The following is a 13,532-nucleotide window of genomic DNA, read 5'->3' as shown; positions in this document are numbered from 1 at the left end:
CGCGCGGCGCGCCTTGCCACGACATGCGATACCTCCGGCCAGAGCGGTCAATCCGTTCGCTCCCTCGATATAGGACGCCAGCCGCCCCACCCCAGGGCGGCCTGAACAGAAGCGCGAACGGCCCATGCAACTCATCCTTCGAGGCATCAGCCACCGCTACGGCGGCACGAACGTGCTGGAGGACATCTCGTTTGCCGTCGGCGACGGCGAGATCGTCTGCATCGTCGGGCCTTCGGGCTGCGGCAAGTCCACGCTGCTTCGCATCGCCGGCGGGCTGGAGCGGCCGGACGCGGGCGAGGTGCTGGTGGCGGGAACGGCGCCGGACGGCTCCCTCAACCCGCTCACCTACATCTTCCAGGATTTCGCGCTGCTGCCGTGGCGCACGGTGGCGGGCAACGTCAGCCTGGTGCTGGAGGACCATGGCATCGAAGCCAAGAAGCGGCGCGCCATCATCGACGACGTGCTTTCGCGCACCAACCTTTCCGACTTTTCGCATGCCCTGCCGCGCCAGCTCTCCGGCGGCATGAAACAGCGCGTGGCGATCGCCCGGGCGCTCGCCGTCAAGCCGGCGATCATGCTGATGGACGAGCCGCTGTCGGCGCTCGACAGTCAGACGCGGGAACTGCTCATGGACGACCTCGTGGCCCTGTGGCAGCGCGAGCGCTTCTCCGCCTGCTATGTCACGCACAACCTGGCCGAGGCCGTTCGGCTCGGCCGGCGCATCGTCGTCTTGTCGCGGCGGCCGGGGCGCATCCGCGAGGTGGTGGAGATCGACATGCCGCTGACCGAGCGGCCGGGGCGGCTGGTCGAACTGGAAAAGCTGCAGCGGCGGGTGTGGGAGATCATGCGCGAGGAAGCGCGCGAGGCCGACAGGGAGATTTCCGATGTCACATGAGGCCGCGGCCGAAGGCCGAGAGCGCGCCGAAGAGGACGTGGCGGCGCGCGAGGCCGCACGCCCGGTGCCCTTCCGCGGCGGCGGCTTCACACACCGGCGGCTGGGGCCGGTGGCGCCGATTGTCTTTCTTGCCATCATCGCCCTGTGGGAGGTCGGCTCGCGCACGGGCGCCATCAGCCCTGTCGCTCTGCCCGCCCCATCGGAAGCGCTCGGCGCTCTGGCCGATCTCGTCGCTACGGGCATGCTGTGGAAGCATGTCGGTGCCAGCCTCTACCGGCTCAGCCTCGGCTGGGCGCTGGGCAGCCTCCTGGGCATCTCGGTCGGGCTGATGATCGGCCTGTTCTCGCTGGCGCGCGCCGGGCTCCTGCCGCTGGTCTCGGCCCTCTTCCCCATCCCGAAGATCGCGCTCCTGCCGCTCTTCATCATCTGGTTTGGCATCGGCGAAGGCTCGAAGGTGGCGACGATCCTGTTCGGCACCTTCTTCCCCACGGTGATCGCCACCTATGGCGGCGTCGACAATGTCGACCGGAACCTGATCCGCATGGGCCAGTCCTTCGGGCTTTCGTGGCTGTCCATCGTCAGGAAGATCATCATCCCCGGCGCCATGCCGGCGATCCTCTCCGGCTTCCGCATCTCCGCCTCCATCGCCATCGTGCTCCTGGTGGCGGCGGAGATGATCGGCGCGGAGACGGGCATCGGCGCCTATATCCTGATGGCCGGCGCGCTTTTCGCGCTCGACCAGCTGATCGCCGGCGTGGCACTTTTATCGACGCTCGGCCTTGCCATCGCCTGGCTGATCGGCCGCACTGAGCGGGCGCTTCTCGCCTGGCGCGCATGAGCCCACGCCGCGCCGGCCCGACGGCCGGCCGCGGCTTCGGGCGACTTGAAAAAACTCTCGCCAATTCCCGGCGCAGGACGCTGGACAGGGCAAAATCTCATGCTATAACCCACGCGCCTTCGGCGGAGCACCAACCCCGCCAGCCGGACAAGAACGGGCTCCCGCCCGACGGCAAAGTGGCACGCCCAGGTAGCTCAGTTGGTAGAGCAGCGGACTGAAAATCCGCGTGTCGGTGGTTCGATTCCGCCCCTGGGCACCATGCACTATAAGCTATTGAAATAATTGAGCTTTCTGCCTCTTTTCACCGGAATCGCATCCTTGGGAAAAAGCAGCGTTCTCGCTCCGGCAACCGACACTTGTGACCCGTTTGGAGACCGACATTGTCAGCGCTGCAAATGACAGTAATGCGCCCTCATGTCGGCCGTAGAGGCTAGCTTTGCCACTTCCCGTCAGCAGACATTTGCCTGCGGCGGCGCTCGAGGTTGCGGGCAGAGCGGACATACGGTCAAATTCTGGCTCCGACCCCTTGTGGACATCCTGAGTTAGGAATCCGATGACGGGAGAACGGCCCTTGCGGACGTTCACTGGCCAGCACGACATTGTGCTTCAGATCAGGTCACTGAGCCTGGCGAGAAGCGCATCGCAGGGAATTGCCGTCGTCTCCTTGTAGGTCTCGGCGACAAAAAACGTCGTGTAGCGAACTACGTTGTCATCACCATCGAAAAGCCTGTCGCAGGTCTCCTGATACTCCGCCATGCTCGCGAAGTTTCCCATCAGAAGGGCGTCGACCTCTCCGGTAACGCCATAGGCAAGGGTGATCGCCGATTCCCCCTTCAGTTTTGCGGCGAAGGCCATGCGCTTGCGGCGATCGTGCTCCTTCGTGGTGACGACAATGAACACCCGTAAGCCGCGTTCCAGACGTGCAGGATCGGCGAGATAGACGCTCTTGTTCAGATGCCCGCTGTCCTTCAACCGCTGGACTCGGCGCAGGCAGGTCGACTGGGTGGAGCCCACCTTCTCGGCGAGCTCGGCGTGGGTCAGGTCTCCGCTGTGCTGGAGAGCCTCGAGGATTCGAACGTCCAACCGGTCCATGCCGCAAGCTCCGACTTGGAGAATTTCTCCAGATTTTCGGAGATTTTGACCACAACCGTCAAGTGCGGCAGGCTATTCTCGCCATATCCTGTCAAGTCGGCGAACCTTCATGAACAACGTGACCATCGGCCTGTCGTGGTGCCTGCTCTTCGTGACGCTGGAAGCCGTTCAGGCCGTCTATTTCGGCGCAACGTTCCAGCGGGTTGACTCGTTTCTCGTGGCCGTTGCGGTGTTCGGTACGACCACGGCGCTGTCGCTTGCCGCGACCCTGATCCGCAGGCCCCGAGAACTGGCTGCAGCGTTCCGGTCACCGGGCATTCTCGCGATCATGAACGTTTCGGCCGCCATTGCCTGGATCACCTATTTTCTCTCGATCCAGCTCGTGGAGCCCGCGGTTGTCTTCGCGGTCTTCTCCGGTTGTGTGCCGCTGGCGACCGTCGCGGCGTCAAAGCGCGGCATGCGAGAGGCGGGCAGCGGCTGCAACCGGATGGCCGCAGCCGGGATGTGCCTCATCGCCCTGAGCATCGGCTGGCTCGCCACTATCACCCTGGCAGGCGAATCCGGCTTCCTGCGCGGCGGGCTCGGGCACGGTGTCGCGGGCATCGCGCTTGCGGCGCTGTCCGGCACGCTCACGGCGGTCATCGTGCTTTACTCGACGCGCCTGAACGCCCGCGGCGTCGGACCCCTGGCCCAGTTCGGCCTACGGTTCCTGCTCTACGTGCCGATCTGCGGGATCGGCCTGTGGCTGGGGGTCGACGACAAGGGCGTCGAAACCGGGGCCGGCGATCTCGCCGTCATCTGGCTGATCGGGCTGATAGCGATCGCATTGCCCCTCTACGCCGTGCAGCGCGCCGTCCCCCTGGTATCCGCGACGGTGATCGCCGCCTTCACGGCGCTCGGGCCGGTCGCCGCCTTCGGCCTGCAGGTCTTCGACGCGCGCGTCGCTTACGCGCCGATGACGCTTTGCGGCCTCACGATCTACATGTTCGGCGCCCTTGTCGCCGCGCTCGGCAGCATCGGCCGCGTCCGGCTGAAAGGCGCGTCATGATCGCCTGGCAGTGCATCGCCCGCTGATGCAGCGTCACGTCGACTCCAAACGTTCGCTTCGGCGCATCGCGACAGGTGGCACGCGAATAGAGCGAGGCGCGGTTCGCTGCGTGGCACAATGCGAAATTAATGGACCTCAAGCGGTCTGGCGATCTGCGCGATACGCTGGAACTTCTTCCTGTAGGCAGACGGCGATAACCCTACGCCACGCTTGAAGACCCTCCGAAAAGACGCCGAATCATCATACCCGATCGAAGCGCCGACCTCGTCTACCGACAGAGTGTCAGTCTCCAACATTTGCTTCGCTTCCTCGATTCGCAATGCCTGCACATATTCTATCGGCGCAAAGCCCGTGGCCGCCTTGAAACGGCGCGAAAAGGTGCGCGCATTCAGACCGGATCGCGCGACCATTCGCTCCACCGGTTTGGCCATTGCGTAGTTGTCGGCGATCCAGGTTTGGCAATCCGAGATCGGCCCGTCTTCCGACGTCATTGGACGGGTCATCACCGCATAGGGGGATTGGCCTTCGGAATGCCCGCTGATCAGGAATACTTTCGCGGTCTCAATCGCTTGCTGATATCCGCAGTACCTAGCGATCAGATAGACCGCCAGATCGTGCCAGGCGCTGACCCCGCCGGCGGTAACGATGCGGTCGCCTTCCGCCTCCAGACAAAGGACGGACTCGTTGCGAAACGCGATTTTGGGATAGTTGCGCTGGAACATGTTTCGATAGGCCCAATGGGCCGTCGCCCCATGCCCATTCAAGAGGCCGGTTTCCGCGATCAGGAGGGCCCCGGAACAAACCGAGCAGATGAGCGCCCCATCTCGATGGAGCCTCTTCAGCCAGGCCACCTCTCGTGGGTAGCGGCCCGTGGGCACATCATAGATCGACGTATACATGTCGCAGACGATCACGACGTCCGCCTTGTCTAAATCGTCGATGGCTGCGTGCGGCTCGACTGGGATATTGCCCAAACAGTGAAACGCCTTGCCGTCCACCGAGACGATCTTGACCTCCAGCAACTCTCGCCCCGGTGTGCCGGCGACCATATCGGTGTAGACCGCCCCGGCCGATAGCAATACGTCATAAAGGCCATAGAGGACCGAGGCCGAGGTTTCTGGCTCCGCCAACAACACGATCAAAGGCTTTTTTGAACTGTTCACAGCGGTCCTCTGACCGTCTTGGCACGGTTTTGGCGCATATGCCTCGGTCGCCTGTCCAGTATGGCCTGTTCATGACCAAATCGCCACTGCCCTGACCGCTGAAACCGTCGTAGCTCCATCGCAACACTGCAAGGGAGTTTTGAAATGGACGATCTGACAACGGCTCTCAACCCGATCACTGAAGATTTTGGCGGAGAGATGTTTCGACCCGGCGACCCGGGGTTCGACGAGGCAAGAATGGTCTGGAACGCCATGATCGACCGGCGACCGGCGCTTATCGCGCGCTGCAAGAACGTGGATGACGTGATAGCGGCCGTATCGCTAGCTGTGGCGCGGGATCTGCCCATAGCAATCCGTGGCGGCGGCCACAATGTGGCGGGTCACGCAGTCTGCGACGATGGCGTAATGATCGATTTGTCGCTTATGCGCGGCGTCACGGTGGATGCCAAGGCGCGTGTCGCTATCGTCGAAGGTGGCGCCCTGTGGAGCGATGTCGACAAGGCCAGCCAGGCGCATGGCCTTGCGACGCCCGGCGGTCTCATCTCGGAGACTGGGGTGGCCGGGTTGGCCCTTTCCGGCGGGATCGGATGGCTGCGCGCCAAGCACGGACTTTCGGTCGACAATCTGATCGCGGCGGATGTGGTCACGGCAGATGGCGTGCTTGTCCGTGCCAGTGACGATGAAAACCCTGACCTGCTCTGGGCGCTCAAGGGCGGGGGCGGTAATTTTGGCGTCGTCGTACGGTTCGAATTCGCGCTTCACCCGATCGGCCCCGAAGTGATGTTCGCGGCCCCCATATATGCCCTCGACGACGGCCCCGGCCCGATCCGCGCGTGGCGCGATTTTCTGGCCGAGCATGGCGATCGTGTCGGATCGCTCTGCGAGTTCTCCACTGCCGGCGGCGAGGATTTTCCCGAAAAGTATCGGGGAAAACGCGTCTATACGCTGGCTTGCGTCTATAACGGCGATGCCGCGGAAGGCGAGACGTTGCTTCAGCCCTTGCGCGAACTTGGGACCACGGTCGCCGATTTTTCCGGTCGGATGGCCTACTGCGATGTTCAGCAGCTCTTCGATACGCTGATGCCATCGGGCGATTTCCGTTGCTACTGGAAAGCACGGTATCTGACCGGCCTGACCGACGAGATGATCGACCTTGCAATGCAGAACGCCAAGGCTGCGCCCTCGGACAATACGCTGTCATCCCTGTGGAATTTCGGTGGGGCGACGGCGCAGGTCCCGGCCGAGGCCACGGCTTTCGGCGACCGGTCCATGGGCTGGATGTATTCCCTGGACGGTGTCTGGTCCGATCCTGGCGAAGATGCCGCCAACATTGCCTGGGCCCGCGATGGTTGGGAGGCGTCGGAGCGCTTCGGCCATCACGGCCGCGTCTATCTCAACTTCCCCGGCCACGGCGAAGACGGAGCCGTGCTGACCCGCGCCAGTTTCGGACCGAATTACCAGCGTCTTGTGGAGATCAAGACGAAGTACGACCCTGAAAACCGGTTCCGCTTCAACCAGAACATCGCCCCGGGGGCTTGATATGCGCGCGCCGTCACCGCTTCCCGTAGCCGGGTCGGGCCCAGTCTTCCTTACCGAAGGCGGGTCCGAAACCGAAATCATGTACCGTCGTGGGTTCGAACTGCCCGAATTCGCCATGTTCCCATTGCTTGACATCCCAAGCGCCGTCACCGCCATGCGCGACATGTTCCGTGCACAACTGGATGTGGCAGCCGAGTTCGGCCTTGGTTTTCTGCTATCCGGGCTCGACTATCGCGCGAGCCCGGACTGGGGCGCCAAACTGGGCTATTCGGCGACGGCGCTGGCGGATGCCAACATCGCGGCCATCGGCTTTCTGCGGGAGATCGCAGGCGACTACCGCGACCAGATCCCAAGCCTTTTGATCGGGGGAATCCTGGGCCCGCGTGGCGACGCCTACGGGCTGAACCGCGATATAACCGCCGAAAGTGCGGAGGCGTATCACGCGGTTCAGCTTGAAACGCTGAAACGGACGCAGGTGGATTTTACCTGCGCAATGACCTTCAACAACATCCCGGAGGCCGTCGGCGCCGCACGCGCCGCTGCGCGGATCGGCGTTCCGCTCTCGGTTGCGCTGACGCTCGATAGGACCCATCGCCTCAAGTCCGGCCCAACCCTTGGCGAAGCGATTGCCGAGATCGATGCGCAGACCGGGCTTGATGCGCCCGACTACTACCTGGTGAACTGTTCTCATCCGTTGGAATATGAGCCTGCGCTCGACGATGGCGCGTGGACCAGGCGACTGCGCGGCGTGCGACCAAACGCGTCGAAGATGGAAAAAATGGAACTGTGCAAATTGAACCATCTTGAAGACGGACATCCGGTCGAGCTCGCAACGCAGCTAAGCAACCTGCATGCCCGGTACCCACATATGGACGTTTTCGGAGGCTGCTGCGGCACGGGCGACAAGCATCTGCGCGAAATCGCAAAAAGCTTGAGACCACGTCTGTCGCGGGGCAGGAAAACGGCCTGATCCGTCTCGGCGTCCTGCCGTCGCACTCAGACCGCGGCGGAACCTGATGACATCTCACTAACAAACACGGCATCGCGGCCATGAGGCTCGTGATCGTCGCAAAGAGGCCCGCCATCCCCCTGCACCGCCGGAAGTATCCAGCGGAACTGCGGTCAGAGTGGCGCGCTCCGAAAGGAATTCCCATGCTGCTGAATGCAAATCTCCAAACTGGTGTGGCGACCATTCGCGACGGCGTGAAAATCCCGTTTGTCGAGCAGGGCGACCCTGGCGGTTTCCCGGTCCTGTTTCTGCACGGGTACACGGACTCATGGCGATCGTTCGAGGGGGTTCTGCCGCTTCTGCCACATTCGATCCGTGCAATCGCGATTTCCCAGCGCGGTCACGGCGACGCCGACCGCCCCATATCGGGCTACCGCGCTTCCGACCTTGCCGCCGATCTGGCATCCTTCATGGATGCCCGTGCAATCGAATCCGCCGTTATCGTCGGGCACTCGATGGGCAGCTACACTGCGCAGCGCTTCGCCATCGACAATCCGCACCGCACGCGCGGGCTGATCCTTGCCGGATCTTATCCGACGGCCAAGGGCAATGGCGAGGTCGAGGAACTGAAGGACGCCGTCTCGGCTCTCGTCGATCCGATCGATCCGAATTTCGTTCGCAGCTTTCAGGAGAGCACGCTGGCCCGGACGATATCCGCCGAATTCCTCGACGCCATCATCGGCGAGAGCCTCAAGGTTCCCGCACGTGTCTGGCAGGAGGCGGTGAAATCCCTTTCGCGCGACGATCATTCGGCACGCCTGCACGAGATTGCCGTTCCGACGCTCGTGGTCTGGGGCGACCAGGACGCATTCTTCCCGCGCGCCGAACAGGACGTTCTCATGCGAACGATCCCAGGCGCGCGACTCGTCACCTACGCCGGTGCTGGACACGCGATTCATTGGGAAGAACCGCGTCGTTTCGCCGTCGACGTAGCCGGGTTTGTCGCGAGTCTGCCCCGATAGCACACAGATTTTTCCACCCATCAGATCAATGAGCCGTGGCGCGGATGCTCCCGCCGGCGCACCAAACTCAAAGGAACCGACCATGAAACTCAAGCCAAACACTTCCCTGCATGCGATTGCCGGAGGACTGATGCTGACCGCATCCGCCTTCGCCTTCGCAGCTTCGGCGCATGAGACCGCACAACCAAAAACCGAATTCTACAAGCCCGGCGTCGCCTTCGCCGAGGGTGCGGAGGTTGCCGCGGCGGGGATCCGGCCTCCTCTCTATGAAGGGCTCGGCGACATGACCATGCCTGTCACCACGGACAGCGCCGAAGCACAGGCCTATTTCGATCAGGGTCTTCGCCTGACCTGGGCCTTCAACCACGCCGAGGCGCGGCGCTCCTTCCAGGAAGCCCAGAGGCTGGACCCGAACTGCGCCATGTGCTTCTGGGGCGAGGCTTTCGCGCTCGGCCCGAACATCAACGACGCCATGCACGACGAGGCGGCGGCTCCCGCCCATGATGCCGTTCAGCGCGCCCTGGCGCTGAAGGAGGGCGTGGCAGCCAAGGAGCGGGCGCTGATCGAGGCACTGGAGAAACGCTACGGCGCCAATCTGATGGCTAGCCGACCGCCGCTCGACAAGGCGTGGGCCGATTCCATGCGCGACGTGGCCAAGGCATATCCGGACAATTCCAACGTCCTCGTCTTCTACGCCGACGCATTGATGAACCTGCAGCCGTGGGACCTGTGGGAAGCCGACGGCGTGACGCCGAAGGGCAATACCGCCGAAATCGTCGCGACCCTGGAACACGTCCTTGAGATCGACCCTGTGCATCCGGCGGCGGCGCATCTTTATATTCACGCCGTCGAGGCATCGGCGACGCCCGAACGCGCGGAAGCCGTCGCCGACGGTCTGCGCGGCGCCATGCCCGCAGCCGGGCATCTCACCCATATGCCTGCCCACATTTATGCGCGGGTCGGACGCCATCACGATTCCATGCGGGTCAATCGCGAGGCAATCGCCGCCGACGAGGCATTCCTAGCGCAGGCCGGCGAGGCGGCCAGTCCGCTCTATCGCTACGGATATTATCCTCACAACCTGCACTATCTGATGGTGTCCGCCCAGATGTCCGGGGTGGGCGAGGACGTAATCTCTTCTGCCGAAAAGCTCGTCGCCGTGACCTCCGACGAGGTGTCGGAGGAACTGGCCTGGGTGCAGGCGATCAAGACGGCGCCGTACAGCGCGCATGCCCAGTTCAGCACCCCGGACACCATCCTGGCTCTTGCTGATCCCGGCGACCGCTTTCCCTTCGTCAAGGGCTACTGGCACTACGCGCGCGGCATCGCCTTCGCCTTCAACGGCAACCTCGAAGCGGCGGCAGGCGAGGTCGGCGAGATCGAGCGGCTGGTCGCGGAGGCGGATATGACTGGTCTCGAGGAACAAGGCCTGCCGGCAAGGGACGTGCTCGGCATTGCCGGCCATGTGGTCGAGGCCCGTATCGCCCAGGCACGCCGTAACTATGTCGCGGCGGAGCGCCACCTGCATGAGGCGATCCGCCTACAGGACGGCATCGCCTATATGGAGCCGCCCTACTGGTATTATCCGGTGCGTCAGACGCTCGGCGCCGTCTTTCTCCAGCAGGGCCGCGCTGAGGAAGCCGTCGCCACGTTCGGCAAGGCGCTTGAGGAGATGCCGCGCAACGGCTGGGCGTTGTGGGGCTTCATGCAGGCGCAGATCGCGGCGGGCGAGCGGAACGTCTCCGACCTCGAGGCGACATTCGTCGAGGTCTGGCTCGGCGACAAATCCCTGCTTGCTCTTGATCGTCTGTAGCAGCCGGAGCAACGCAGGAAACCGCGCGGTGCTATCGCCTTCATCTTCGCGATGGCGCCACGCGGCGACCGGCGTCTCCAGTTCATGCGCAACCAAGGAGAATTCCGATGACGGGATTTCACTGGAGTCGCCGGGCATCAACACAGTGCCCGCTCAATGCGCTCTCCGACCATCAGTTGAAGGATATCGGCCTGTCGAGGTCCGGGATGAGAGACGCGTTGGTGCCGGAAACGGTCGGCCAGTTTGCCGTCATCCAGCCGCCGGCCAACCGACGGCGTAGGTGGCTGGCGCTCGTGTCTTTTTCTATGCTGTCCATCGCTCTGGGCTTGTGGCGCGGCTTTCACGTAAGGTCATGAGGCCCATGCAGCTCGGCGTCGAGCGCTGAGGCCAAGTCGAAGAAGCGGCGGCGCACCTCCAAGGCGTAAGGGTTCAAGCGTTCGATCGCGTCGAAAACCTCGGGCGCATCATGGCGCACCATTTCCACTGCCTCACGCAACAATTCGAAGCTGCGTGTCGTGATCAGATCCGGCAGTGGCTCCATCTTCACGAGCACCTTAGCGATGAGGTGGGTAAGCCCTTGCGCCAACGCGGCGTCCCGATCGTGCGCCTCCGGGGTCGTCCAGATCACCTCAAGTCCGAGTGCACCCTTGAGGAAGGCGGCGACTCGCCTATGGGTGAATCCCCTTATTGGACACAGGGCGATCTTGAGGTCTCGTACTCCCTGTAGCGCGCTTTGCGGACCAAAGAGCGGGTGCGTAGCGATGATGTCGACATACTCAGGAAGCAATTCTCGCATGAGGCGTGCGGGCTCGACCTTCACAGACCCTACGTCGAGAACTAGCGTTCCACGCCGGAGATGGGGTGCAATTGCCCTCAAGACATCGGCCATCTGCGCAACGGGAACAGCTATCACCACTACCTGGCATCGGGCGGTCTCGGCCAACCCAGCCGTCCCGTCGAAAGCGGGATCGAAAACATGCAGAGCAAAGTGCGACGCCAGGTGGGAAGCAGCCAAACGACCGAAGGCGCCAAAGCCAATCAGGCCGATGGACCGGGGACGACGAGGCCTATGCTGCCGTGAGGCAGCTTGGGCAGGATGGAGGAAAGACATTTCGAAAAACTCCGCTAACAGGCTGCGGAGCCAGAGCTTTCTGCCGGATCACAACCGCTGGCCACGCAGCGGTTGAAGGACGACAAAGCACCCGGCCGCTAATTCAGCGGCGCGTAATACATTCCGGCGAGGAAAAAGCCCTTAGTCATGAGATACCGATAGCCAGCAGTGCAATCGGTGTCAATGATGCCCATCGCGCGTCGAGTTCGTTGATGTGCTCGTTCAGAAGGTGGCCGCTTTGAAGCAAACCAGATAACGCCATGATCGTCCAGCAAAGGTTGGCGGCTAAGGCATTTGCTGATGAGCCGATAGAGTCATTCTCCCTGTCCTTCGATGTGGCAGATGCTCTTGAGTGGCCGCCAGTCACCGAGATCGCCTCCCGGAAGCTTTCCTAGACCTGAGAATGAAGCGCGGCTCTCCACTCTTGTCACCGGAAAAATCGACCCTCTGCTGGTATCCGCAACCGTCGCTATGAAGGGCGCGATTGAGCCCAGTCCAGTCGTTCCCGCCACGCCTTACGACGACCGCAGTGCGCCTTATATCGATCGTTGCGATCAGCTTCGCTGCATACTAAAAGCGGACATCGTTGGCGCCCACGCGGGAGGTCCTGGGTGCACTACAACTGTCATTCGGCCCTTTCAACTGGATGGCGATTTTGGTGCGTTTTGTGGGCATTCGTAGTTCATCTCGGGTGAGAAGGCTGCGGGCGGCGCGATCACAGCACAACGGGTTGTCGTCGGCACCCCCGGTCGTCCTGATCCCCGGCTTTCCGCACCCATAGTCGGGGCGACGAAGTTGCAACACCTGGATGATGCTGTGGGTTCGCTGGCCATCAAGCTCACTCCCGCAGAAATACAAGCCCTTGAAAGCGACTATATTCCCCACTCCGTCGTCGGGTTTTCCTGAAGTTTGTTGATGGTCCGGCATCTGCTTTCGCGTAACCCAATTCAGGGCAGACCACGGGCGCCAGGACACTGGACAATCGCCGAGGGCGTCCGCGACGTGCTCACGAACTCCGATGAACCGAGGAGCGGCAGCGTCCGTCTTCAGTGCTCTGCTGGTGGGCAATGCGCTTGGCCTTGGCCGTCCCATGACATCCAGTTGCTGTTGATCTACCTTAGGGGAATGTGCTCATCTCGGTCATCGATCGGGAGATCGAAACGACCCTTGCCCCAGTCCTCGGCGCGCCATTCGGCCTTCGCTTCTTCGATGTGGTCCTTCGAGGAGGCGACGAAGTTCCACCAGATATAGCGCGGTCCGCTGAGCGTTGCGCCGCCGAGGATCATCAGCCGTGCACCTTGGCCGCCGGCAGCGATCGTGATCCTGTCACCAGGCCTGAAGACCATCAGCTGAGATGCCTCATATTCCTGGCCAGCAACCGAGATCGAACCTTCGACGATGTAGATTCCCCTGTCTTCGTGATCGTCCGGCTTCGACCGTCACATCGGCGTAGAACGTCTCCGAGAACATCGTCGCGGGGGCCTTCTGGCCATAGGCGTCCCCGAGGATGAGCCGGACCGAAACGCCGCAATCCTCAATCACCGGCAGCGCCTCTTTGCCGTGGTGCTCGAACATGGGCGCCATGTCCTCCTGGCGGTCGGGCAGCGCCAGCCAGGTCTGTATTCCGAACAGGCTGTTCGGACCGGTTCGGGCTGCTGCGGAGGTGCGCTCCGAATGGGACACACCGCGCCCGGCAACCATCCAGTTCAGCGCGCCCGGACGGATCATCTGGTCTGCCCCGGTGCTGTCGCGGTGATGGAAATCGCCGCGAAAAAGGTACGTAACGGTGCCGAGACCGATATGCGGGTGCGGCCGAACGTCGACGCCCTGCCCGGTCAATAGCTCGGCCGGCCCGGCCTGATCGAAGAAGATGAACGGCCCGACCATCTGCCGCTTCGGCGCCGGCAAGGCGCGCCGGACCTCGAAGCTGCCAATGCCTCGGGCGCGCGGGACGATGAGGGTTTCGATTGCGTCGAGGCCAACCTCATCGGGACAGCCCGGTTCGATTGCTGGGTTCCAACTCATGCGCCTCATCCTCTCCTGGATTGTCAGACGGCCTCAC

General features: G+C 62.8%; 12 protein-coding genes, 1 tRNA gene and 1 pseudogene. 9 read left to right on the top strand and 5 right to left on the bottom strand.

The genetic code is table 11. The features are described 5' to 3' along the window. The first annotated feature begins 124 nt into the window (after positions 1-124). The 3 genes from GM910_RS19940 to GM910_RS19930 all read left to right on the top strand — a co-directional run bounded on the left by GM910_RS19940 (position 125) and on the right by GM910_RS19930 (position 1,992). On the top strand, positions 125-895 hold the full coding sequence (locus tag GM910_RS19940) for an ABC transporter ATP-binding protein (protein ID WP_159590456.1): 771 nt from the start codon (positions 125-127) through the stop codon (positions 893-895). After that, entirely contained in the window at positions 885-1,733 is an 849-nt protein-coding gene (locus GM910_RS19935; RefSeq protein ID WP_159590454.1) for an ABC transporter permease, read from the top strand. Before GM910_RS19940 ends, GM910_RS19935 begins: the two co-directional genes overlap by 11 nt. Positions 1,734-1,916: 183 nt before the next feature. Beyond that, positions 1,917-1,992 (top strand) — tRNA-Phe (locus tag GM910_RS19930). Positions 1,993-2,339: 347 nt separating this feature from the next. On the opposite strand, the gene GM910_RS19925 is transcribed toward GM910_RS19930, so the two are convergent. Continuing rightward, entirely contained in the window at positions 2,340-2,825 is a 486-nt protein-coding gene (locus GM910_RS19925) for an Lrp/AsnC family transcriptional regulator (RefSeq protein WP_159590452.1), read from the bottom strand. Positions 2,826-2,934: 109 nt separating this feature from the next. On the opposite strand from GM910_RS19925, the gene GM910_RS19920 reads away from it, so the two are divergent. After that, a complete protein-coding gene (locus tag GM910_RS19920; RefSeq protein ID WP_159590450.1) occupies positions 2,935-3,873 on the top strand; it encodes a hypothetical protein in 939 nt (312 codons plus the stop codon). A 125-nt stretch (positions 3,874-3,998) separates the two neighbouring features. Here the strand turns inward: GM910_RS19920 and GM910_RS19915 are convergent, their stop codons facing one another. Continuing rightward, positions 3,999-5,036 (bottom strand): GlxA family transcriptional regulator, encoded by a 1,038-nt coding sequence (locus GM910_RS19915; RefSeq protein WP_159590448.1) that lies wholly within the window; start codon positions 5,034-5,036, stop codon positions 3,999-4,001. 144 nt (positions 5,037-5,180) lie between these two features. On the opposite strand from GM910_RS19915, the gene GM910_RS19910 reads away from it, so the two are divergent. From GM910_RS19910 to GM910_RS19890, 5 genes are all read left to right on the top strand, one after another. Further along, positions 5,181-6,575, top strand: coding sequence for an FAD-binding oxidoreductase (locus tag GM910_RS19910; RefSeq protein WP_159590446.1), 1,395 nt, complete (start codon positions 5,181-5,183; stop codon positions 6,573-6,575). A gap of 1 nt (position 6,576) precedes the next feature. Next, positions 6,577-7,545 (top strand): homocysteine S-methyltransferase family protein, encoded by a 969-nt coding sequence (locus GM910_RS19905; protein WP_159590444.1) that lies wholly within the window; start codon positions 6,577-6,579, stop codon positions 7,543-7,545. 80 nt (positions 7,546-7,625) lie between these two features. Beyond that, positions 7,626-8,546, top strand: a complete 921-nt coding sequence (locus GM910_RS19900) for an alpha/beta fold hydrolase (RefSeq protein WP_246226233.1) — start codon at positions 7,626-7,628, stop codon at positions 8,544-8,546. Between the two features lie 82 nt (positions 8,547-8,628). Then, on the top strand, positions 8,629-10,359 hold the full coding sequence (locus GM910_RS19895; protein WP_159590442.1) for a tetratricopeptide repeat protein: 1,731 nt from the start codon (positions 8,629-8,631) through the stop codon (positions 10,357-10,359). Positions 10,360-10,466: 107 nt separating this feature from the next. Then, the gene (locus GM910_RS19890) at positions 10,467-10,715 is read left to right on the top strand and encodes a DUF1127 domain-containing protein (RefSeq protein ID WP_159590440.1); all 249 of its coding nucleotides are present in this window, start codon (positions 10,467-10,469) and stop codon (positions 10,713-10,715) included. Here the strand turns inward: GM910_RS19890 and GM910_RS19885 are convergent. From GM910_RS19885 to GM910_RS19875, 3 genes and pseudogenes are all read right to left on the bottom strand, one after another. After that, positions 10,700-11,470, bottom strand: a complete 771-nt coding sequence (locus GM910_RS19885) for a prephenate dehydrogenase/arogenate dehydrogenase family protein (protein ID WP_159590438.1) — start codon at positions 11,468-11,470, stop codon at positions 10,700-10,702. The genes GM910_RS19890 and GM910_RS19885 overlap by 16 nt on opposite strands. A 145-nt stretch (positions 11,471-11,615) precedes the next feature. After that, a complete protein-coding gene (locus tag GM910_RS19880) occupies positions 11,616-11,837 on the bottom strand; it encodes a hypothetical protein (RefSeq protein ID WP_159590436.1) in 222 nt (73 codons plus the stop codon). 745 nt (positions 11,838-12,582) lie between these two features. Further along, positions 12,583-13,495: pseudogene (locus GM910_RS19875) on the bottom strand (pirin family protein). Between the last annotated feature and the right edge of the window lie 37 nt (positions 13,496-13,532).

The sequence above is a fragment of the Chelativorans xinjiangensis genome (assembly GCF_009812055.1).
Lineage (GTDB): Bacteria > Pseudomonadota > Alphaproteobacteria > Rhizobiales > Rhizobiaceae > Chelativorans > Chelativorans xinjiangense.
This window is presented reverse-complemented; position numbering and strand designations above follow the sequence as displayed.

Excerpts from the sequence above, each read along its gene's own strand:
- GM910_RS19940 (WP_159590456.1), top strand. The coding sequence starts at position 125 with ATGCAACTCATCCTTCGAGGCATCAGCCACCGCTACGGCGGCACGAAC.
- GM910_RS19935 (WP_159590454.1), top strand. The coding sequence starts at position 885 with ATGTCACATGAGGCCGCGGCCGAAGGCCGAGAGCGCGCCGAAGAGGAC.
- GM910_RS19925 (WP_159590452.1), bottom strand. The coding sequence starts at position 2,825 with ATGGACCGGTTGGACGTTCGAATCCTCGAGGCTCTCCAGCACAGCGGA.
- GM910_RS19920 (WP_159590450.1), top strand. The coding sequence starts at position 2,935 with ATGAACAACGTGACCATCGGCCTGTCGTGGTGCCTGCTCTTCGTGACG.
- GM910_RS19910 (WP_159590446.1), top strand. The coding sequence starts at position 5,181 with ATGGACGATCTGACAACGGCTCTCAACCCGATCACTGAAGATTTTGGC.
- GM910_RS19905 (WP_159590444.1), top strand. The coding sequence starts at position 6,577 with ATGCGCGCGCCGTCACCGCTTCCCGTAGCCGGGTCGGGCCCAGTCTTC.
- GM910_RS19900 (WP_246226233.1), top strand. The coding sequence starts at position 7,626 with ATGAGGCTCGTGATCGTCGCAAAGAGGCCCGCCATCCCCCTGCACCGC.
- GM910_RS19895 (WP_159590442.1), top strand. The coding sequence starts at position 8,629 with ATGAAACTCAAGCCAAACACTTCCCTGCATGCGATTGCCGGAGGACTG.
- GM910_RS19890 (WP_159590440.1), top strand. The coding sequence starts at position 10,467 with ATGACGGGATTTCACTGGAGTCGCCGGGCATCAACACAGTGCCCGCTC.
- GM910_RS19885 (WP_159590438.1), bottom strand. The coding sequence starts at position 11,470 with ATGTCTTTCCTCCATCCTGCCCAAGCTGCCTCACGGCAGCATAGGCCT.